Annotated in this window: 19 protein-coding genes; 14 read left to right on the forward strand and 5 right to left on the reverse strand. The window is 31.6% G+C overall.

Features of this window, described 5'->3' with window-relative positions:
* Nucleotides 1-31 precede the first annotated feature (31 nt).
* Complete coding sequence (locus tag TERY_RS23805; protein WP_011614149.1) at nucleotides 32-520, reverse strand: hypothetical protein; 489 nt, start codon at nucleotides 518-520, stop codon at nucleotides 32-34.
* Between the two features lie 498 nt (nucleotides 521-1,018).
* On the opposite strand from TERY_RS23805, the gene TERY_RS37945 reads away from it, so the two are divergent.
* From TERY_RS37945 to TERY_RS37955, 3 genes are all read left to right on the forward strand, one after another.
* Complete coding sequence (locus tag TERY_RS37945; RefSeq protein ID WP_370496222.1) at nucleotides 1,019-1,150, forward strand: hypothetical protein; 132 nt, start codon at nucleotides 1,019-1,021, stop codon at nucleotides 1,148-1,150.
* Nucleotides 1,151-1,319: 169 nt separating this feature from the next.
* On the forward strand, nucleotides 1,320-1,487 hold the full coding sequence (locus tag TERY_RS37950) for a hypothetical protein (RefSeq protein ID WP_370496220.1): 168 nt from the start codon (nucleotides 1,320-1,322) through the stop codon (nucleotides 1,485-1,487).
* 248 nt (nucleotides 1,488-1,735) lie between these two features.
* Entirely contained in the window at nucleotides 1,736-1,870 is a 135-nt protein-coding gene (locus TERY_RS37955; RefSeq protein WP_370496236.1) for a helix-turn-helix domain-containing protein, read from the forward strand.
* 463 nt (nucleotides 1,871-2,333) lie between these two features.
* Here the strand turns inward: TERY_RS37955 and TERY_RS23815 are convergent, their stop codons facing one another.
* From TERY_RS23815 to TERY_RS23830, 4 genes are all read right to left on the reverse strand, one after another.
* Complete coding sequence (locus TERY_RS23815) at nucleotides 2,334-3,515, reverse strand: FtsW/RodA/SpoVE family cell cycle protein (protein ID WP_011614151.1); 1,182 nt, start codon at nucleotides 3,513-3,515, stop codon at nucleotides 2,334-2,336.
* A 1,020-nt stretch (nucleotides 3,516-4,535) separates the two neighbouring features.
* Nucleotides 4,536-5,135: a tRNA isopentenyl-2-thiomethyl-A-37 hydroxylase MiaE gene (locus TERY_RS23820; RefSeq protein WP_011614152.1), complete on the reverse strand. Its 600-nt coding sequence runs from the start codon at nucleotides 5,133-5,135 to the stop codon at nucleotides 4,536-4,538.
* Nucleotides 5,136-5,137: 2 nt separating this feature from the next.
* Nucleotides 5,138-6,502, reverse strand: a complete 1,365-nt coding sequence (locus tag TERY_RS23825) for an ion transporter (RefSeq protein ID WP_011614153.1) — start codon at nucleotides 6,500-6,502, stop codon at nucleotides 5,138-5,140.
* Between the two features lie 392 nt (nucleotides 6,503-6,894).
* Nucleotides 6,895-9,147: a tetratricopeptide repeat protein gene (locus TERY_RS23830; RefSeq protein WP_011614154.1), complete on the reverse strand. Its 2,253-nt coding sequence runs from the start codon at nucleotides 9,145-9,147 to the stop codon at nucleotides 6,895-6,897.
* A gap of 311 nt (nucleotides 9,148-9,458) precedes the next feature.
* Here TERY_RS23830 and TERY_RS23835 point away from each other — a divergent pair, with 311 nt between their 5' ends.
* The 11 genes from TERY_RS23835 to TERY_RS23880 all read left to right on the forward strand — a co-directional run bounded on the left by TERY_RS23835 (nucleotide 9,459) and on the right by TERY_RS23880 (nucleotide 21,844).
* On the forward strand, nucleotides 9,459-10,136 hold the full coding sequence (locus TERY_RS23835; RefSeq protein ID WP_011614155.1) for a glycosyl hydrolase 108 family protein: 678 nt from the start codon (nucleotides 9,459-9,461) through the stop codon (nucleotides 10,134-10,136).
* A 923-nt stretch (nucleotides 10,137-11,059) separates the two neighbouring features.
* A complete protein-coding gene (locus TERY_RS23840) occupies nucleotides 11,060-12,097 on the forward strand; it encodes an IS630 family transposase (protein ID WP_011610772.1) in 1,038 nt (345 codons plus the stop codon).
* Between the two features lie 24 nt (nucleotides 12,098-12,121).
* Nucleotides 12,122-12,730 (forward strand): hypothetical protein, encoded by a 609-nt coding sequence (locus tag TERY_RS23845; RefSeq protein ID WP_011614156.1) that lies wholly within the window; start codon nucleotides 12,122-12,124, stop codon nucleotides 12,728-12,730.
* 572 nt (nucleotides 12,731-13,302) lie between these two features.
* Nucleotides 13,303-13,944, forward strand: a complete 642-nt coding sequence (locus tag TERY_RS23850; RefSeq protein WP_011614157.1) for a bifunctional 4-hydroxy-2-oxoglutarate aldolase/2-dehydro-3-deoxy-phosphogluconate aldolase — start codon at nucleotides 13,303-13,305, stop codon at nucleotides 13,942-13,944.
* Nucleotides 13,945-14,113: 169 nt separating this feature from the next.
* Nucleotides 14,114-14,734: a L,D-transpeptidase family protein gene (locus tag TERY_RS37960; protein WP_011614158.1), complete on the forward strand. Its 621-nt coding sequence runs from the start codon at nucleotides 14,114-14,116 to the stop codon at nucleotides 14,732-14,734.
* A gap of 398 nt (nucleotides 14,735-15,132) precedes the next feature.
* Nucleotides 15,133-16,086 carry a metal ABC transporter solute-binding protein, Zn/Mn family gene (locus TERY_RS23860; RefSeq protein ID WP_011614159.1) on the forward strand — a complete coding sequence of 318 codons (954 nt, stop codon included), beginning with the start codon at nucleotides 15,133-15,135 and terminating at the stop codon, nucleotides 16,084-16,086.
* Nucleotides 16,083-16,883 (forward strand): ATP-binding cassette domain-containing protein, encoded by an 801-nt coding sequence (locus tag TERY_RS23865; protein ID WP_011614160.1) that lies wholly within the window; start codon nucleotides 16,083-16,085, stop codon nucleotides 16,881-16,883. The genes TERY_RS23860 and TERY_RS23865 overlap by 4 nt, the downstream gene beginning before the upstream one ends.
* A gap of 158 nt (nucleotides 16,884-17,041) precedes the next feature.
* Nucleotides 17,042-17,203, forward strand: coding sequence for a hypothetical protein (locus tag TERY_RS35660; protein ID WP_196797166.1), 162 nt, complete (start codon nucleotides 17,042-17,044; stop codon nucleotides 17,201-17,203).
* A 128-nt stretch (nucleotides 17,204-17,331) separates the two neighbouring features.
* A complete protein-coding gene (locus tag TERY_RS23870; protein WP_011614161.1) occupies nucleotides 17,332-18,150 on the forward strand; it encodes a metal ABC transporter permease in 819 nt (272 codons plus the stop codon).
* An 828-nt stretch (nucleotides 18,151-18,978) separates the two neighbouring features.
* Nucleotides 18,979-20,154 (forward strand): glycosyltransferase, encoded by a 1,176-nt coding sequence (locus TERY_RS23875; protein WP_011614162.1) that lies wholly within the window; start codon nucleotides 18,979-18,981, stop codon nucleotides 20,152-20,154.
* Nucleotides 20,155-20,692: 538 nt separating this feature from the next.
* Nucleotides 20,693-21,844: a DegT/DnrJ/EryC1/StrS family aminotransferase gene (locus tag TERY_RS23880; RefSeq protein ID WP_011614163.1), complete on the forward strand. Its 1,152-nt coding sequence runs from the start codon at nucleotides 20,693-20,695 to the stop codon at nucleotides 21,842-21,844.
* Nucleotides 21,845-21,855 lie beyond the last annotated feature (11 nt).

A 21,855-nucleotide genomic window follows, 5' to 3' on the forward strand; every position in this document is an offset into this window, starting at 1 on the left:
TTGAATCATTTTACCCTATTTCCCAACAACTCTATTGATGAATTTCCAGCTCTAGTACATAATGTCCCATCCGTAACTGTTGAGACCATAGTTCATATTCTAGGCGCAAATAATCAGGAATTGGTTTACCCAGAACTTGTAAGTTACGGGTAAAGTTACGTAGTTGCAACTGATGATGTAAATTTAATGAATCATCTTGAAGCCAATAACGACAGATGCCGTATACTCCTGTTTGCCAAACATGGCGGTAACTATATTTACCGTTTCCTTGCATAGTCATAATAATTCTAGACAGAGAAACTTCTAACCACAAAAGTCTGGGTTTAGCAGCAGTTGGCAATATTGGTAATTCGTCTGTATATGATACTTTTGTATCCGTAATTGCAGGTTCATGCAATAATATATGGAATTTATCCCGGTCTTTGTGATAAAGAGTAGCTGAAGTTTTAACTATAGACCAAATTGGTAAGTCTGTTGATATCAGTGATAGACTTATAGGTTTGCGTTGATAGGTTAACATATATGTTCTCAGATTGTAGTTCTTGGTTTATATAGTTGTTATTTTGTTTGCAATTTTTCCAGATACATCAGGTAATATGCTTGTTAATAAACTGACAAAAAAATCAAACAGATAGAAGCAATAATTTTATCAATAACTTGGCTATTGGGATAAGTTATTGGTTTTTTACGTTTTAATTATACCACATTAGAGTTGTTGGGAAATAAGGTTAAATTAAGTTAAGAAGAAATTGGTGCTGAGAAATGCTAAATATAAAACGGGCCTTAAAACAGGATAGGTTACTCAGAGCATTAACACCAATTAAATCGTAAAGCATTTCAATTCTTACTCTTAACCTTTACTCAAATATATGAGCAAATATTGAGGAACAAACCTCGTCAACGCTCTGTTGGAGTAGGCCTTTTGGCTCGTTTACCCACCGTTGAAGACAAATGATTTTATATCCTCTTCTACTTGAAAAGTTATCCCACCTTTGATTTGGCTAGTATTCTGTTTGACATGGACCGTAGCCAGGCACATTATTGGGCTCATCGCTTACAGCCTATATTAGAAGCAACCTTGGGAGAAAAAAAAGCACTACCAGAACGCCAAATCAACAGTTTCCAAGCATTTATAGAATGTTTTCCTTGAGTAGAACGAGTAGTAATGGATGGCACAGACGGCGCAACGACCCAATGACTCAGAAAAACCAAAACTGAATTATTCAGGAAAAAAAAGCGTAATACCTGTAAACACCTAGCAGCAGTAGACCAAAACAAACAAGTGCTGGTATTGAGCCAAGATCGAGTTGGAAAATTACATGAGGAAGAAATTACATGAGGAAGAAAAGTTGATAGGAAATATACCAGGGGAGATACTAATTGAAGTTATGAGTGGGTTTCAAGGTATTCAACAGCAGTATAAAAATATCCACATACCCCATAAGAAACCAAAAGGGGGAGAATTAATAGCAACAGCAACGCCTTGAAAATCGGACATTAAGTCAATAAGCGGGTGATATGTGAAAACGCCTTTGCGGGTATCAAGGGCTATGGGGCTGTTAATCAGATTTACCGTAATTATAAGTATGATTTTGAGACAAATTAATGTTAACAGCAACTGGACTATGGAACCTGTAACTGATGGCAGCATAAATAATAAAATCACGCTCTCAAAATTGATTAGTTTGATTTTTATTGTTCGCGCTCCCTAAGTTATTTCCCAAGAACTCTATTGTTGTTAAAGCAAGAATTTGGTCAATCTGTGCCTAATGGTACTCGGCTAAATATTCACTTGATCCATCAAGATATTGCTGCTGCAATTGGTACAACACGAGTAACTATCACCAGACTCTTAGGAAAATTAAAATAGCAGGAGTGGCTGAGTACAGATAAAAATCATTATCTAATTTTGAAAAAATCTCTCTTTTCAAATTCATCAGACTTGTTTAGATTTGATAGTAACATTAATATTAACTACCAACTACCAAAATTGACAGACTCTCGGCATTGCACTTATGCAAAAATGTAGAATTCTGAAGTCTAGAAAATTTTAACCACAGTTTTGAGGTAAGGTGAAATCTTTCCCCTGTGTTAATAACAATGCTCTTTTTTGTTTTACTGTTACTGTATCCAATCTGAACACTCCTAAAAGTTATAGTTATGCTGTGGTAGTGTCAGTATTTCAGTACAAAAAAAGTGCATACATAATCAGGATGTGCTCCATACATGATCCCTGGCTTTGAGCCGGATGCTTCTTTTCTAAAGAAGACGGGAATTCATCTCAGGGGAATTAATTTGCTGCTATCTTCACCCTAAAAAAAAATGGAAAAAATTTATGGTACAGAGCGCCGGCGTCGTAAACGACGTTCTTTTAATATTAGAACTTCTGCCTGATTTTCTTCTCTAGCAACCCTAACTAATAATCCAGCTAAAAGCAAACTACTAATCATTGAACTACCACCATAACTAAACATTGGTAACGGCAAACCCGTAGTTGGTAGTACACCAGTAGCAACACCTATATTTAGTAAAGACTGTCCTACTAAAGCTACCATAACCCCAATGGCTACAAGTTGATGTTCCATCAGTCTAGCTTTGAAAGCAACTTTTAGAGCAATAACACTGTAGACAACTAACAAGATCAATAATACTAAAGCTCCTACAAAACCAAATTCCTCAGCATATACAGAAAATATAAAGTCGCTATAGGGAATAGGGAGAAAATGTAACTTTTGTTGAGATAACCCAAAACCACGTCCCCAAATATCTCCAGAAGCAATTGCTAGTAAACTCTGAACCAGCTGATACCCATCACCCATTGGATCTACCCAAGGATTTGTAAAAGAAAGAACTCGGCTTCTTTGATAATCATTAATACTGACACTAATAGTAGCTAAAAGAAATCCAGCTACAGCAATACCTCCAAGATAAAAGTAAGGTAGTCCAGCAGCAAAGGCAATAAACCATATTATTATACCACATAAAGCTGTGGTACTCAAGTTTGGTTGTAATAGAATAGATCCTAGTACCAAAGAGAAAATAGATAACCAACTTATTCTCACTAACCAAGTTAGATAATTCCATCTACTAAATAAATAGGCAGCTTGTAGTACCAGGAAAGGTTTGATTAGTTCAGAAGGTTGAATAATGACTGAACCTAAAGATATCCAGCGAGTCGCTCCATTAATAGTGGTCCCTATTCCTGGTATCAAGGTCAGAAGTAGCAAACTCAGTATCAGAATTACACCAACTTTGGCACTTTGTAATATTCGATACAAGGGGCTATATACAACTACATTGAATACTAGCATTCCTGCTAAAATCCATATTAATTGGCGTTTAAAGAAGTATAGACTATCTCCGTATTCTGTTGCAGCATTCGCATATGAAGCGGAAAATAGTATTACTAAACCCATAGATAACCAAAGAAATGTTAACCATCGTAATAATCTCGCTTCTATTGCCCATGTTTGGACTTTAGGGTCAAAAAAAGGAATTAAATAACGTACATCCATAATCAGAAGCCATAAGTTGGAAATTAGAAGTCAGAAGTCAGAAAAAAAAATTTCAGTAGGACCTATATAGAAGCTAGGTTATGAGACGAAATTTTCTATTACTCCAAAAAACAATAATAAACCCAGTTTTTTTTGTTTGGATATGTGAGTCCTGGTCATGGTTATTTCAACACAAGTCCATACAAATTAAAACCTACAACCTAATATCTAGTCTAAAACTTTCTTGTAAACGCCATTGTAACCCATATATTATTATGAGACCAGTTATTAACTTATAACCATTACTTTGATATAATTTAACAGCTTTTTGCAAGACTCTTGATATTTCTATCAAAATTTATTGAAATTTATATTTAGCAATTTTTTTTCTAATTATTTTAATCAGATTTTTATTAATCCTTGAAATATAATTTATTATCATAAGTACATTTGTCTAATTGTGAGGGCTTTATCACCTAGTTAAATTAGATAATATGCAGCAGTTAATGCTATTTTTATTGTATTTTTTCTTGCTCTTTATATCACCCAAAATTATCCTTCTCTATTTGAATAAAAATGTCTAATTATCAAATATCTTGCTCTAGGATTTTAACTAAGCTTAGATTGTATTTTGTAACGACATAATCTATAATATGTCTTGCTATTTTACGGTCATTTAGTTACCAATTTATAATTAACAATTATTTTTTCATATATTGATGAAATGCATTTATCAGTAATTAGTAGCTCAGTTTTATATACTTATATACTTATATATATATTCAATGCATGAATATATTTATAATAAATATTAGTAATTATAGGGTAAATAAATTATGATATCCACACTAAGAAATCACATTTGCAGAGAATTTAGGTACTCAAAAATAACTCATAGATTACTTTTAAATTTTAACTAGTTCGTAGTTCTATAGCAATCATAATTCAGAATGAAAATATTCCTAGTTTCAAAAAAATTACTAATTCATTTAGGCTCCTGAATACTAAATGCTAATTGCTAATCCCTGAAGACTTAATTTATTAACTATGAATTCGTGGTTCTGGATGTAAATTACTTAGTATCTCACTTTCAAATATTGCTAACTCCTCTAATCTTTTCTCTACAGTTTTCTGTTTAAAATAAGTTGTAGCTAAAATCCAATAGACTCCATAATGTCTAGCTTCAGATGCCATTAAACTACTATAAAATTTTGCTAATTCAGAGTCATTGCAATAATCAGCAAGTAAGCCTAAACGTTCGTGACTACGAGCTTCAATTAAACAATAAACTAATAATAAATCTAACATTCTTTCTGGCTCATTCCGCCGAACTTGACTATTTAAAGCTGCTCCATAAGGAGAAGCATTTAAGGGAGCTAATGGAATATTACGACGTTCTAACCACTGGTTTACTTTTTCAAAATGTTCTAGTTCTTCACGGGCAATAGCTGTTAACATTTTGATAAGTTTAGCACTAGAAGGATAACGAAACATTAAATTTAAAGCTACTCCGGCTGCCTTTCGTTCACAGTGGGAATGATCTAATAATATAATATCTAAATTAGCGATCGCTTGGTCTATCCAAATTTGAGAAGTAGGTTGTTTAATATACTTAATTGTTCTTTTTTTTGATGGTTGCATAGTTATTCTTTATTTTCAAGTTTATAACGTTCTTTAGCTATTTTTTTAACATGAGCTGCAAAATCTGGATAATGTTCTAATACTTTTTTAAAATCATTTTTGTATAAAATAAATAATTCACAGTAAGTTAATGTGATAATTGATGCAGTACGTCGTTTTTCATATACTAGAGAAATTTCTCCAAAAAATGTACCTGCCTCCATAGTTCTATATATAGAACCAGTTTTTTCTGAGAAAACTTGTACTAACCCACGCTTAATAAAATACATTTCATTTCCCAAATTACCTTCACGAATTATATATTCATTAGGTGGTACTATTTCTGGTTTTAATGCTATTACTATTTCTTCTACAAAATGTGAAGTTGAGCCTTGAAAAATAGGCACTTTTTCAATTACCTCTTTATGCAATTGCAGTGCTAGTTTAGTTTTCAGAGGATGAGGTAATTCTTCAACTATATAATAATCTCTAATATCCCGATTTTCAATCCATTTATATTGATAGTAGTCTCTAATTTTTTTTTGTAATTTCGGAGATATTTTGTTTTCCCGCATATAGGTTTTAATTTGGTGTAACTTTTCTCTATATCTGGCTTGAGCTGCATCTAAGTTAGAAATTAATGAAGATACATTACCAATAGTATAAGCATACATAGATATCCCTAAAAACATTACCATTAATGTGAATATTATTTCGATTTCTGTAGTGGGTGTAATATCTCCATACCCAACAGTAGTTAAAGTAGTAATTGCCCAATAAAGACAGTTAATATATTGGGTTCTTGTACCAACTGATTTTAAGGACTTATTAATTAACCAAGACTCTCCAAAATTACTTTCCCAACTACCAATTAGAAACCATCCACAAGCTACCCAATGAGTAATTAAAGCAATAAATATTATTAACTTACACATTCTAATTAAGGTAGGCTCAATATTAATATTAGTTTCCCATCTATTAAAAATTCGATAAAACTGAGGTAAGCGTAATAAACGAGGGCATCTACACAACCCAATAATAAATAGTGAATTTGGTAGCAAAATTCGTGCAATTAAATCTCCAGGAAAACTAGCTATTAAATGTCTTCTTAAAAGTTTATAAAAGTAACGTTGAGCTATCTTTTTTTTATCTTCAACATATTCTCCATGCTCAAAGTAACCTAAATGGAAACGAAGAAATATATCCGCGATTAGAATAACGTCTCCGATTAGATCTAATAAAATCCAGATGCCATAAAATCTTTTTTCAAAAGAAATTCTAAATGGTATCAGAAAAGCATTATAAACAGTAATAAATACAATTAATATTTCCCATAGTCTAATAAATTTACTATCGGGAGCAAATATAGGTATTTTGAGTATAGTCATTAGTCAAAGTTTTCTGACAAGGAAGTATTAATAATTTTTAACTATTTTATAGAAGTCAAAACTCAAAAGTTAAAAGTTATACTAATATCTTAAAATTTTTACTAAATCTTCAGTGGAATAGGTTTTTTTACAAACATTTATTACTCTTTAAATTATCAATAGACATCTCTAGAAAATACGGATTAAGTAAAAACGTTATATGCAACCTTCAAGAGCCAATAGCAGGAAATAATTCATCAATAATAGTAGGAACATGGATTTGATTTTTGATTCTTGGAAATTTCTAATATCTGTACCCTAAATATTTAATCCTATTAAATAATTTTTTATCATCCCTAAATGTGTTTCAAAAATTACTGTCATCTAAGTAATCAATTATCAGTATATCCTGGTTAAGCAAGTGGCTTAAAATCAGAATTTTTCTTGTTTATTCCCTTAGAACTAGAAGTTTTATTTCTCCCATTTTCGCCATTAATCAATAATTTTTCTATCGCCCCATACATATCTTGAGCAAATTTTTTTGGGTTCCACAAAGGCGCTAAATTTTCTGGGCTCTTAGACTTAACTAAACTATCAATATATTCTTGTCGTAAATTATAATCTTGACCTAATTTTACACCCCAATTAATATATTCTTCCCATGACCATGATACACCTAATTTAATATCTAAACTTTCTAAAAAAGAATAACCCATTCTAGATAAAAATTGTTCTCCAGCATAAGTAACCACTGGCAAGTTAAACCACAAAGCTTCTAAAGTATGAGTACCACCATTATAAGGGTAAGAATCAAGCAAAATATCTGCTAAAGAGTAAATACTTCTATGTTCTTCTTCTGTAGAAAATATTGGCATAAATTTAACCCGATGAATGCTCACTCCCTCAGCTTTACAAGCTTCATGATAAGCAGATTGAAATACTTCTATATCTCCCAATGCTTTATGAACTAAGATACTATTAGGAACTTGCTTCAAAATAGCAACTTGCCCATTAACTAAATCTCGGTTAAACTTCCTCCCCGATGCTAAACAGAGATAAACTATTTGATCCAAACCTATTCTCTGAGATTTTCTTAAAGTAGTTTTACTTGTTTCTATTCTTTCAAAACCAGAAACTGCCACAAATGAATCTTTCATTCTCACCAATTTTTCTACATAGTATTTATCTCTATCTTGAGGGTGAGTATTCCAGTCGCAGAGAAAATAATTATCTGAAGATATATAAGGAGCATCAAACCCTAACCAAGAAATACAAATAGGTGCTGGTTGATGATAAAATATCTCTGTATTAATTGGTAAACTTAGAGAGTCTAAGTCTATCAATATATCTACTTTGTCTTGCTGAATTTCCTCAATAATTTCTTTGGCATCTGCTATTCCCTCAGGATATTTTTTCGGCACATATAATTTAATGGCAGCTTGACTAAATTTATGAGTTTGGTCATCTATTTTTAAATGTTCCGTTGAATACAAATATATTTCTGTATTCAGATTTCCTAACTCTCGAATTATATCAAGACTACACCAACCTACAGAATGCCTACAAAAATGACTTGAGATCAACCCAATTTTTAATTTTTGACCTTGAATAAACTCAAAAGTTGATAATTGTTGATAATGATCATACTTAAGTTTAAGAACTAATTTAGTATAAGCTTTGGATACTAACCTGTAGACATTAGAATTTGCTTTAATATCATCTCTTAAGTAAGGAATACTGAATAAAAAATTGCAATATAAAGACTTTATTTCTACTGAATTTTTCACAAAATTTATATTTTCTATAATCTTAGTCTCCAACTCAAAAAATCTATCTTTAGCAATTTCATTTAACCCAGATACTTGATAAGTGCTAATCATATATATCCCGGTCATAATTGGATCCATTTCCTGACATTCTTGATAATATTTATTCACTGCTTCTCTTGCAACTTTATAATTATTACCATCTCTAAGAATGCCACATAAATGTTGATGAGCTGTAGCGTAGTTAGGTTGAATTTCAATAGCTTTTTTCAGATTTTGAAGAGCTTCAGAAAACTTACCTTTATTTCTCAAAATCATTCCAATTTGACCATAAGCTTCTGCTAAATTTGGCTTGAGTTTAATAGCCATTTGCCAAACAGCAATAGCTTCCTCTAATTTACCCTCCTTAGCTAACCTATATCCTTCACTTAAATTAAACTCTACCCCACCTAAACTTGGATTTAATTCTAATGCTTTTTGTTGGGAAGCGATCGCCTGATCTGACTTTCCCAGATGCTCCCAAACCTTAGCCAAATTCCAATAAGCAGCAGCCATCTCTGGTTGTAGTTGAATAGCCTTATAGTAATTAGCTATAGCTTCTTCTAATTTTCCCTGGCGATAAAACATAGTTCCCAAATTAATATAAGCTTGAGATAAATCAGGATTAAATTCTATGGCCCGATAATATACACTAATTGCTTCAGAGACTTTACCTTGGGCTTGCAGAATATTTGCCAGAGTCACATAAGCAGGGGCCCAATTTGGTTGTAAAGTTAAAACCTGACGACAACAACCCATAGCCTCTGAAAATTGTCCTTGAGTATAGTAAAGTTCTGCCTGTTGTATTAAAGTCTCAAAATTTGGAGTTTGCGATATCGAAAAACTGGGGAGAGTATTCATTGAATAATTTTTTTGTACTAATTAAAATTTTAAATTTATCATATTTAACAGCTTAGTAGAGTTTATCAAATATCCAAGGGTAAATATTTTTTTTATTCCCCTATTCCTCATACCCCCAAATAATTTATCAAAATAAAGACTACACTATAAAGTAATATAATCATCCTAAATGATTTGTGAAAAAAACCTAGGGCATGCCTTTTTTCCCCTAGCCTTAGGAACAAAACCCTATTAGATAAAATATTATGACATTTGATTAGTGAATTAACTAATAGTTGAGAGCTAAATATTTATAAATAAGGAACATTTCAATGATTTGGAAAAAATTTAATCAACCACAACTAAAAATTAAATTTAAACCCCAAATAATTTTGGCAATTATTTCATTCATTTTGGCAGTGGGAATGCCTATTAGTATTAATAATAAAATTCCTGCACTAGCTAGAACTGAAAAAAACTACGAAAAAAAATTATTTGAAACTGCTCTATCTTTTACTCTATACTTTGAAGGTGGATTTAGTAATCATCCAGCAGATAAAGGTGGTAGAACTTACAAAGGAATCTTACAAACTGAATATAATGCCTACCGACGGCGAAGGGGTTTACCACGATTAGATATTACTCAAATATCTGATGCTGAACTCATAGAAATTTATCAAGATTATTGGGATAATAGTAGGTCAGCTACAATGCATCCCTCTCTTGCTGTAGTTATGTTTGATACTGCTGTTAATTTTGGTATTAACAACTCAATAACTTTTCTACAACAAGCCTTAGGTTTACCACAAACAGGTATATTTGATCCTAAGACTAAGAAAGCATTGGTAAAGGGAAATAATCGAAATACTGCACTGCAAATTATTAATGAAAGGATTATTTATCGTTATAAAAGGGTACAAGAAGATGCAAGTCAGATGGCTTTTTTTTATGGTTGGTTAGCTCGTGATTATAGTTTGTGGGGGTATGTGCAAAAACTGAAAGATAATTGAGATGTAAGTATTTAAATGTTAGTTAAATTCAACACTATTCTCTATCAAATATTTGAATTTTATCAATCATATCTGCCGAAAAAAAATCTCAATAACTTTTAAATTTGCTTCTGTGAAAATATTCGTGATTTAGGTTGGTGATAATTTAGAATTTTAACTGAAAGATAATTGAGATGTAAGTATTTAAATGTTAGTTAAATTCAACACTATTCTCTATCAAATATTTGAATTTTATCAATCATATTTGCCTAAAAAAAATCTCGATAACTTTTAAATTTGCTTCCGTGAAAATATTCGTGATTTAGGTTGGTGATAATTTAGAATTTTAACTGAAAGATAATTGAGATGTAAGTATTTAAATGTTAGTTAAATTCAACACTATTCTCTATCAAATATTTGAATTTTATCAATCATAATTTGCCGAAAAAAAATCTTGATAACTTTTGAATTTGCTTCCGTGAAAATATTCGTGATTTAGGTTGGTGATAATTTAGAATATTATTAGACGCATAAAAACATGGTAGATAATTTAGATTTATAAACATATAATAAATATAGTTTTTGTAGTTTAAGGACGGCGATAAAGAGTTAAGTATTCCTCTGTGAACTCTGAGGAGTAAAAACTAGACACTTTTTTTCAACGCACTTTTTTCCACCTCAAAAAGCTAAAGTAAATATCAATCAATGCTTTGATATTTAATCAGCGAGTTATCATTAATAGAAACCTAAGTAGTTAACCAGCAAGGCTGTCCACCTAACGCCATAAATATCAAATTAGAAGAACATTCGCGAAAGCAGAACAGACTTCTATCTCTCTATAAAACCTACTTAAATATTAACTTTAGTTAGCCATATATAGCAATCCCATATTGGTCGCAACAGATATAATAGTAAGAATAACAGATCTAAGAAAAAGACAAAAAATGAATATTATAGATAAACTAAATGATTTTATTAATCAAACAAAAGAGTCTAAAGAAATTAAAAGGGCCTTGGCCGTAAAAATGACCTTGTCAGGAAAATCCTACCATGAAGTCAAAGAATTATTAAATGTTTCTCACAGTTTTATTAGTGAATGGAAAAACCAAGCATTATTTCATGGTGTAGAAAGTTTAAGGCTTCAGTATCAAGGGAGACAAGGTTACTTAAAAACGGTCGAAAAAGAGAAAACAATTGAGTGGTTGAGAGCACAAGATTATCTTAGGTTATCAGATTTAAAAAACTACTTACAGGAGCAATATGATGTGGTTTTTGAGTCTAATCAAAGTTACTATAACTTGTTTAAAGAAGCGGGCATAAGTTGGAAAAAAACTCAAAAAAAGAATCCTGCTAAAAATGATGAATTAGTAGAAGTTAAAAGAAAAGAAATACAGGAATTTTTAGCTAAATGGCAACCAGAAATAGAAACTGGAAAGCTTACAGTGTTTATGATTGATGAATGTCATCTTCTATGGGGAGACATATTAGGTTATGCTTGGGGAAAAACAGATGAAAGAATAGAAATTGCAATTAAAAATGAAAAAGAAAGACAGACTTATTATGGAGCTTTAGACTATAAAACCAAGGAATTTCTTGTGCAAGAATATGAGAGTGGAAATACTAAAAATACTATTGAATTTATTAAATATTTGCAGAAGCAAAGACCGGGCAACAAATTGGCAATATTTTGGGATGGGGCAACTTACCATAACTCTCAAGAATTTCGAGAATATTTAATGACAATTAATCAATACTTATCAGAAGAAGAATTGTTGATAAATTGTACAAGATTTGCTCCCAATGCTCCGGAGCAAAATCCTGTTGAAGATATTTGGTTACAAACCAAAAATTTCAGTATTACTTTTTATCATCTTTGCAGTTCTTTTAAAGTAGTTAAGTGGCTATTTAAGTTTTTTGCGGATGGTCAAATATTCAATTTCCCAAAACTTTTTCAGTATGAAATTTTGCCGCAACCTACTTAGGATTGCTATAGTTTAAACAATATCATGGAAAATTTATTAACAATAGAAACAGTAGCAAACTCAATTGTCAAAAATTCCCCTAACAAACCATCTCCAGATTCCGTTATATCAGCACTTCTTGAAATTGAAAAACAGTCAAAAAAAGAGAAGCAAAAGTATCAACTTGACCAGTTATCTGGTCATTGGCAATTATGTTTTATTACTGGGACTAAAAAAACTAGACAAAAAGTGGGTGCTATCTTAGGAAAAGGACGTTACATTCCCAATTGGGTAAAAATTAAACTCTCCTATTCTTCTCCTCTCAATACTTCTGAAATACCCCAACAAGTCAAAATAGGTATGGTAGAAAATACTGTAGAATTTGCTGTTTTAAAATTATCTCTTTCTGGGCTGACAAAATTTATAGATCGAAAAAATATTCTGGCTTTTGATTTTACAAAAATTACAGTCAAACTCTTCGGCATAAAACTATATTCTGGATATATTCGAGGGGGTAAAGAAACTGAAAATAAATTTCTCAAGGAAACTGTAGCCAAGCAAGCATTTTTTGCCTATTTTTTGATTAAAGAAAAATTTATTGCTGCTAGGGGCAGAGGAGGAGGATTAGCTATTTGGAGACAATTGGAGCATTAAAATACCAAGAATTACTTAGTACTAAAAAAATATAATTAAAAACTAAACTTTATCTTTTTTACACCAATTAAAGCTAAAAATTTTTCTGTAATTGCAAAACAAAATGGAAAAATCAATAAAGGAATTTTTTTCATGAAAGTCGCTATTTTTATGAGGATATTTCTACCCTTTTATATTATTTATCCAAAACTTTTAACTAAGGCTTTTGAGTATGGGGAGAGACATTATATATAATGCCTGTACAACATTTATCACATAAACTTAACGAGGGTCTATTATAAAAAAAGATTATCCTCTTTGTATTAATTATTTAATAACTGAAGTTTCACAAAAAGTTAGTATTCATCTATAGAAATTATTACTAAGTTGAGTCCAGGCTGGGAATTGAAACTCGTCGCTCCTCAACTGCAGCTAATTTTTTATATCTCAACTAAATACTATTTTTTTAATCAGTTTTATATCTGCTTATTCCACATAATCTAACCTATATAATCATCAAGATTAATTATTAGCTGCATAATTTTATTTGCAATCGTCTTTATTTCTTATTACCCATTACTTTGTGAATAGCTATGGATCAAGATAATTGGTTAAACACATTACATGAAAATCGAATAATTGCTGTTATCCGCGCATCAAAAATGCAGCAAGCTTGGCACATGGCAAATGCCGTTGCTGCTGGAGGTATTCGGATAATAGAAATTACTTGGAATAGTCATCAAGCAGCAAAACTAATTACTTTATTACGCTCCGAATTACCAAATTGTATCATTGGTACAGGTACACTATTAACCTTAGAAGACTTACAAAAAGCACTTAAGATTGGTTGTCAGTTTGTCTTTACCCCACATATTAATCCTATTATGATTCAAACAGCAAAAATAGCAGCAGTTCCTATAATTCCTGGCGCTCTCTCTCCTACAGAAATAGTTAACGCTTGGCAAGCAGGGGCTAATTGTGTTAAAATATTTCCTATTTCCGCAGCTGGAGGAGTAAATTATATTAAAAGTTTGCAAGGACCTTTAGGAGAAATTCCTTTAATTCCTACTGGTGGAGTTACTTTAGAAAACGCTCTAGAATTTATTAAAGTAGGTGCAATTGCTGTAGGTTTATCAGGAAAACTATTTCCAAAAAAATTAATAATTACTCAAAATTGGCAAGCGATAACTCAACAAACTCAGCTTATAGTTAAACAAATTTCAGAAAACAATTAGTCTGGTAAATAAATTAAAATTATCTCTATTTTTCAAGATTTAGCTATCAGCTAAAGTGAAAAAAATAGGAATAAATAATTTTAAATTTATTATAGTTATAGAACTTTTTTGTTGATGCTATAAATCAAAGTCAGATCATAATTTTTCTTTTTTTTAGTGAGATATAAACATGAAAAAAATACTGATTTTAAATCTGAATAATAGACTAAGCTTCTCAACTAAAAATCGTGATTTTAAAGGCAATAATCAGGATGAAACAATTAGCTTATTTGTTGATTTAAATAAGTCTTATAATTCTAAAAAATTAGATCAAATAGTTAAAATATTTGCTAGTACAGCCCTAATTATTACGGTTTTTTTATCCTGGTCAATACCAGCTTTAGCTAGTAAATGGACAAATATAATTGCGACAAGAATGTTAGAGTTACAACAATCAAATGAACGTTGGATATCAATTGATTTATCGACCCAAAGATTAATAGCTTGGGAAGGAAATGAAGCCGTTTATGCTGTCATAGTTTCTACAGGTAAAGCATCAACTCCTACGCGTCTTGGCACTTTTCAAATACAAACAAAATATCCCACCACTAGAATGACTGGGCCAGGTTACGATGTGCCTGATGTTCCCTATACTATGTATTATGATGCAGGAATGGCAATTCATGGTGCTTACTGGCATAATATGTTCGGGACTCCAGTTAGTCACGGTTGCACAAATGTAGCAGTCAATCACGCTAAATGGCTATTTGACTGGGCATCCGTGGGAACTCCTGTTATAGTACATAACTAAAAAGAATGAAACTTTACATTATTTGGTTAACAGTGCACGCCTTTCTTATCAACATTCACATTAGTACACTATATTGTCATTTTCTTGAGCACTAAAAATAGGAATATAATATCAAGCTGGCATTTTTCAACTAATTTTAATATTAATAATATTTAATGGTTTAACTTAGTTTTATGCATGATTTTTTGTTCAATAAAGTGTATTTAAGAACGTTTATAGATTGAACACCAGATCAAATGAGCAAAATCTGATTAAAGATAAAAAAAACTGATGACTAATAAAGGCTTTATTTATTTAGATTTTGAATAGATTATTGACTTTTTAAAGCTTTTTTGTTATTTTAACTAAGAAAAGAATGATAATCATTATCATTCTTAAAATCATAAAATAATAAAGAAATGCTTAGAAAATTTAAGTGGATCGGTAGTTCATTATTATTAACAATAGCACTGAGCATAAATGCTTCAGCCATAAGTATTGGCAAGGTAGCTCAAAATAGAAATGGAATTAAAATAATTGCAACTTTCTTGCCAATATATATCTTTACCAAAGGAGTCGCCGGAGAAACTGAAGAGATAGAAATCTTAATTCCTCCGGGAACAGATCCCCACGAATATCAGGGAACACCAGAAAATGCTCGTAGTATTGCACAAGCAGATATTTTAGTAAAAAATGGGTTGGGTTTAGAAGAATTTTTAGAGAAATTAGTCGATAGTACTGGTAACTCTCAACTACAAAAAATTAATGCTAGCCAAAATATTGAACCTATAGACATGGAAGAAGATGACGATAACCATAACGACCATGACCATGACCATGACCATGACCACGACCACAGTCACAAAGAGGGAAACCCTCATGTTTGGTTAGACCCAGTTTTAGCACAGCAACAAGTCAAGAATATTCGCGATGGTTTAATAAAAGCTAACCCTAATAATGCAACTACTTATCAGGCAAATGCTAGTATTTATCTGGAAAAATTACAGCGACTTGACCAAGAGTTTAAAACTCGTTTAAAACCTTTCAAAGAATGCAAGTTTATTGTCTTTCACGATGCCTATCCATATCTAGCAAAACGCTATAATTTGCAACAAATAGCAGTTGTAGAATTGCCACAAGACAATATTAAGCCTAGGGATATTCAAAGAGTAATAGAGGCGGCTAAAAAATATCAAGTAAAAGGTTTACTAGCGGAAATAGGATTTAATGATAGTAGAATGCAACAAATTGCTAAAGATATTGGCTTACCAATTAAAAAATTAGATCCAATAAATAGTGGTTTGTTAGACCCAGAACATTATTTCACTGCCATGAGAAATAATTTAAAAAGTTTAGAGGAAGTTTGTCAGTGAAATTAGTCGAAAGAAACAAAAGTCTACCAGTAATTACTGTACAAAATTTGACAGTAATTATAGGCCAATATAAAGCGGTAGAATCAGTCTCATTTCAAATTTTTTCTGGCAGTAATACAGCAATAATTGGACCTAATGGAGCTGGAAAAAGTACATTAATTCAAGCAATATTAGGTTTAATTCCTTATGAGTATGGTTATGTAGAAATTATTGGCAGAGAAATTAAAAATTTAGGAAAATATTGGCATAAAATTGGTTATATTCCCCAGAAGTTAACTTTTGACCGGAGTTTTCCTTTAACTGTAACTGAATTAGTTAGTTTGGGTTGGCCTCAAAGAGGTTTTATGAAGTCCCAGGAAAAGCTGATATCTGTAGAAAAAGCTTTGTTAAAAGTTGGCTTACAAAATCATCGTAAACAGCTCATAGGAAATTTAAGTGGAGGAGAGTTAAAACGGGCTTTATTAGCATATTGTTTAGTACAACCTCGCCAGTTATTAATATTAGATGAAGTGATGGCTGGTGTCGATCCAAATGGAGAAGTCGAATTTGCAGAATTATTGGCAAATTTACAAGCAGAAAATGGTTTTTCTATTCTTCAAGTTTCCCATGATTTGGATATGGTAAGCTCTTATTGTGACCAAGTTATTTGTATGAATCGTCGTTTATTATGTTGTGGTAAACCTAATATTACTTTAGATAAAGATAATTTGAGTAATATTTATGGAGACAATTTAACTAGATATTTACATCATCATCAAAAGGAAAGATTTTTAAACAAAACTATAGGTAATTCATAACCTTAAGTATTCAACTATCAACTATCAACTATTGCTTTTAGTTTTATAGTTTTTTTAAAGTAACTAAGGTATAGTTTTTTTTATTCTTTTATGTTCTCTGTTTGTGAAATTACTATAACGCTAACTAAATGTGACGCGGACATCTTCCTACTGCCCTGATGCCTATTTCCTTACAAGGTAAATTTCCCAGTTTTAACAAAAAAAACATTCCTATAAGACCTACGGATGTTGCATACAAGTTTTCTACTCCTGCGCAACAAATTAATGCAAATACCTCACAGGTTATGGGAATTGCTCTGAGCAAAGCTTTATTAATTTAGTCATAATTATTATTATATTTACTTCCCTCGTACTTCTATCCTAAACATTAAGACATGATTTTCTAGAGCTGACAGCTAATAGATAAATTATTACTTATACTAAACCAGCTTTATATTAATTGATAAATATGAATTTTTCAGAATTGATAAGTTTATTTAGTTTGCCTTTTATGCAACGAGCAATTATTGGTGGTATTCTTTTAGGAATTTTAGGAGGTCTTCTCGGTGGGTTTGTGATTTTACGCCAGTTATCTTTATTTGGAAATGCTTTAGGTCATACCGCCTTTTTAGCAGTGGTGATAGGTGCTTTATTGCAGTTACCTACAATGATGGTTTTAATTGGTTTTTTACTATTATTTGGATTAGGGATAAATTATTTAATTCAAAAAACTAATTTGGGCGGAGATACTATTTTAAGTATTGTGATTGCAAGTTCAGTTGCATTGGGTACAATTGGGTTTAATTTTGTACCTGGATATCGTGGTAATTTATTATCTATATTGTTTGGTGATATTCTAGCAATTAGCAATTTAGATTTAGCTTTTGTGGTGATTTTATTGGTTGTATCTTTGAGTTGGTTAGGAGTAACTTTACAAAAACAAATATTGTTAACTTTGAACCCTGAATTAGCACAAGTTCAAGGAATTCCTGTAGAGAGATATCAATATATATTTATAATTATTTTGTCCTTGGCGATCGCTCTCACAATTAGAGCAGTTGGTATTTTATTGGTCAATGCTTTTTTGGTAATTCCAGCAGCTACAGCAAAATTAATTTGTCATCAATTTGTACCTTTTTTAGGAGTTTCTGCACTCATTGGTTCTATGAGTGGGGTGATAGGAATGGTATTGTCTGGTACTTTAAATTTGCCTTCAGGTCCTAGTATTGTTTTGGTGCAATTATTGACATTTTTGGTAGTAGTATTTTCTGGTAAAGGAAGGTTTTAAATATTAAACCTAATCTTATCTATTTTTTTCCCATTTTTATTGGATAACCTGATCATCTGAAGATAAATAAAAATAGTAATAAAATCAGGCTTGCTAAAAAAGTTTAAGAGTGACAGAAGGGAAGTGGTAATAGATACTTTGGTAACAGTTATAGATGTTAAATTTTCGGCATTTTTTCCTGACCTAACTGGGAAAATATCAAGTTAGCAAATATTAATTTAGTAATTTCTTGTTACTTCTTGAAAGTTGAGGAAAACTTAAACTGATCATATATCAGGATTTTCTGAAAAATTAAGTAACCTCTCAGTATAGTATTCTAATAATTGCCAAAATCTTTAATCATAGTCTTATGTAAACAAGTGGTAAATTTAATCAAGTTAATCAAGTATTTTTCCTTATTTTTTATTAACTTTAAACCCCAATATAGGGTAATCAAATTCTCTTAGATATAAGAATTTTTATTCTTTTATATTTACAGTTTCCTGAATTGCTCTGAAATTGAGATACTAAAAACTGACTTCATATTAATGATTTTTATTCTTTTATATTTACAGTTTTCCGAATTGCTCTGAAGTAGAGAGACTGAAAACTAATTTCATGTTTTAGCCCGCAGCGATCGCTCACCCTTATTGAAAAATTAGGTGTTGCTAATGAGTGGGCATAATTTATATTAGTTGGCAATTACTAAATTCTTAAACCACAAATACTTAAGATGACTAAGTCTTTATTCTTATAACCTTTTCAACAACACTAAAAATTAAATCCAATTGCTAATTCAGCACTATATAACTATACTTAAATGGAAAAAATTAAAGCCAAAATCAATTAATGCCAACCCTTGTAGAAATACTTCAAATAATTTGCCTCATACCCATCATTAGTGGGTGTATATATTTAATCTTAAGTGTCTGGACAATTAGAAATTTTTTCAGAAAAACCACTACAGAAATAAATGCCACAGAAAAATTTCAGCCTCCTGTAACTGTACTTAAACCAATACGGGGGATCGAAAAAAACCTGAAGTCAAATCTGCATACTATTACTATTCAAGATTGGCCAGAGTATCAAGTAATTTATTCTATTCAAGACCCTCAAGATTCAGCTCTCCCTATTCTTGACGAGCTTCAAGCAGAAGTAGACAACCAGAAAATTTCCGTTGTTATTGACAATAAACAAGCAGGAGCTAATGGCAAGGTTAATAACTTACTTGGTGCAATAGCACAAGCACGTCATCAGATTATTATTATTAGCGATAGTGATACTAATCTTAAACCTGACTATATCAAAAATATCATATCTCCTTTATCAAATCCTAATGTGGGAGCTGTCTGCACTCTCTTTAAAGTCAAAAGTGCTTATAGATGGTTTGAGAAGATGGAATTGTTAACAATAAATGCTGACTTTATTCCTAGTGTTATATTCGCAGCAGTCACGGGAGCATCCAATGCTTGTTTGGGACCCTCGATCGCTATAAGTCGCAGCACATTACAAGAACTGGGTGGCCTTGAGAGTCTGGCAGATTATCTTGTAGAAGATTATGAATTAGGACGGAGGGTATGGACTTCTGGAAAAAAAATGGTGCTTTTGCCATATACTATTGATGTGACTGTAGACTTAAAGAATTGGCAAGAGTGGTGGACTCATCAAGTCTATTGGGATCAGAATACATATTTGGCACGTCCCTGGCCTTTTATTGCAACTATATTAATCCGGGCAGTACCTTTTGCTATTTTGTTCGCTATAGTGAGAATGGGGGATTTACTCGGATTAGGAGTATTAGGGTTTACTTTGGCTTTACGACTTTTCAGCGCTGGGATAACTTTAAAAGAGTTGAAAGATGTAGAAGGTTTTCAAAGTCTTTACTTATTACCTTTACGTGACACTTTCGGTTTAATATTTTGGTTTTTGGCGTTGACTAAGCGTACAGTGGTATGGAGGGGTGTTAAATACAAATTGGTCGATCATGGAAAAATGGTTCCCGTCAGCAAAGGAGTAGGGAATTAGGAAATAGAAGAGAAATTGAAATATGTTCAGTTTCTTTCTCTTAAATATCTTATATAAATAAAGATGAACATAATAAATTACACATTCAGTAAAACAGAACTCTTTACTGTGTAAATATTTTTTGTGCAAATAATTTTGTGTAGGTGCTTAAGAGCAATTTACTAAGGTTAAGCTACACATAACTTCAGACATGAGTTATCAAGTTTATAAGTAATATCTACAAGTTTTACCTAACTTAATGAAATTGATCTAATATAATATTAATAATTATGATCAAAAGTGTATTTTAATTAATACTTCAAGCTTTTATAGTATACTTTTGTTATTGCTTAAATAAAAAAATTGTTATGAGTGATTTTTACAAATCATTTATTTCTCAATTTATATCATATCTTGAGATGACTTGGGTAGTACAAAATTGGGTTATGATTTACGGTGGTTACTTAAAATTAGTTACTTAAAATGTTAAACTTCGTGTTAAATATTTCGATTTTTTTAATTCGGGATATTAATAAATATTCAATATTAAATAAAGATTATGAAAGTAAATCAACAAATTAAGCCATTTTATTTTGATATTTCAAATAATGAAATTCAATATTTCTTATTAGAATCAGAGAAAATTTTAAAGTCTGGGCAACTGATTTTGGGGAAACATACTACAGAATTTGAAAAAGCATTTGCTGAGTATGTAGGGACAAAGTACGCGATCGCTGTGAATAGTGGTTCTTCTGGACTAGAAATTATCTTACGCTTAAAAAAAGTAGAGGGAACAACTGTTTTAGTTCCTACCAATACTAACTTTGCCACTATTGCGTCGGTAATTCGGGCTCAAGGAAAGGTGCAATACTTGGATATGGATGAAAAAACATTTGCACCTTCCTTAGAAATGGTAAAAGAGGCAGTAGAAAAAGGTAAAAATCTTTCAGAGAAAATTTCTGGTGTATTGTGGGTTCATATTGGAGGTGTAATTTCTCCTGAGTTTCCCCAAATAGTAGAATATTGTCATCAGCAAGGGTTGTTTGTTCTTGAAGATACTGCCCATGCTCATGGTAGCAAAATAAATGGTGTCAATGCTGGGAATTTGGGAGACGGTGCTGCTTTTTCATTTTTCCCGACCAAAGTTATGACAACCTGTGAAGGAGGAATGATAACTCTCAATAATGAGGAGGAAGATTATATCGCGCGATCGCTCAGAAACCAAGGAAAGCAAGGAATGAATTTTGGTGGTTTACATACAGATTTTGGGAATAGTACGCGGATCACGGAAATGAATGCTCTCCTAGGTAGGATCCATTTAGCAAAGTTACCAGAAATGTTGCAAAAACGGCAGCAAGCTTATGAGTTAATTACAGCACCTTTAAAAGAAGCTGGTATATCTTTTGTGTCTACAGAAAAAATGGATGTAGCTAGTAATTATAAATTAATTGTTCATTTACCAGAAGGAAAAAACCCTCAAGAGGTAAAAAAGGCTATGGCAGAGAAAGAAATATATTTAGGTGGAACAGTTTATGAAATACCTTGTCATCAGCAACCAGTTTTTCAAGGTATTTGTGAAGGTCAGAGTTTTCCTTACGCCGAACGTTGGTGTCCGAATCATATTTGCCCGCCTTTAACTTCTGGTATGACAGAAGAAGATGCTGAACGAGTGGGAAAAGCTTTAGTTGAAGTACTCTCAATGTTTGGCTGACGCAATAATAC

This window comes from Trichodesmium erythraeum IMS101 (assembly GCF_000014265.1).
Classification (GTDB): Bacteria; Cyanobacteriota; Cyanobacteriia; order Cyanobacteriales; family Microcoleaceae; genus Trichodesmium; species Trichodesmium erythraeum.

Bases quoted from the DNA above. Each gene is read 5' to 3' on its own strand.
- TERY_RS23805 (WP_011614149.1), bottom strand. From the start codon at position 520: ATGTTAACCTATCAACGCAAACCTATAAGTCTATCACTGATATCAACA.
- TERY_RS37945 (WP_370496222.1), top strand. From the start codon at position 1,019: ATGGACCGTAGCCAGGCACATTATTGGGCTCATCGCTTACAGCCTATA.
- TERY_RS37950 (WP_370496220.1), top strand. From the start codon at position 1,320: ATGAGGAAGAAATTACATGAGGAAGAAAAGTTGATAGGAAATATACCA.
- TERY_RS23815 (WP_011614151.1), bottom strand. From the start codon at position 3,515: ATGGATGTACGTTATTTAATTCCTTTTTTTGACCCTAAAGTCCAAACA.
- TERY_RS23820 (WP_011614152.1), bottom strand. From the start codon at position 5,135: ATGCAACCATCAAAAAAAAGAACAATTAAGTATATTAAACAACCTACT.
- TERY_RS23825 (WP_011614153.1), bottom strand. From the start codon at position 6,502: ATGACTATACTCAAAATACCTATATTTGCTCCCGATAGTAAATTTATT.
- TERY_RS23830 (WP_011614154.1), bottom strand. From the start codon at position 9,147: ATGAATACTCTCCCCAGTTTTTCGATATCGCAAACTCCAAATTTTGAG.
- TERY_RS23835 (WP_011614155.1), top strand. From the start codon at position 9,459: ATGATTTGGAAAAAATTTAATCAACCACAACTAAAAATTAAATTTAAA.
- TERY_RS23840 (WP_011610772.1), top strand. From the start codon at position 11,060: ATGAATATTATAGATAAACTAAATGATTTTATTAATCAAACAAAAGAG.
- TERY_RS23845 (WP_011614156.1), top strand. From the start codon at position 12,122: ATGGAAAATTTATTAACAATAGAAACAGTAGCAAACTCAATTGTCAAA.
- TERY_RS23850 (WP_011614157.1), top strand. From the start codon at position 13,303: ATGGATCAAGATAATTGGTTAAACACATTACATGAAAATCGAATAATT.
- TERY_RS37960 (WP_011614158.1), top strand. From the start codon at position 14,114: ATGAAAAAAATACTGATTTTAAATCTGAATAATAGACTAAGCTTCTCA.
- TERY_RS23860 (WP_011614159.1), top strand. From the start codon at position 15,133: ATGCTTAGAAAATTTAAGTGGATCGGTAGTTCATTATTATTAACAATA.
- TERY_RS35660 (WP_196797166.1), top strand. From the start codon at position 17,042: ATGCCTATTTCCTTACAAGGTAAATTTCCCAGTTTTAACAAAAAAAAC.
- TERY_RS23870 (WP_011614161.1), top strand. From the start codon at position 17,332: ATGAATTTTTCAGAATTGATAAGTTTATTTAGTTTGCCTTTTATGCAA.
- TERY_RS23875 (WP_011614162.1), top strand. From the start codon at position 18,979: ATGCCAACCCTTGTAGAAATACTTCAAATAATTTGCCTCATACCCATC.
- TERY_RS23880 (WP_011614163.1), top strand. From the start codon at position 20,693: ATGAAAGTAAATCAACAAATTAAGCCATTTTATTTTGATATTTCAAAT.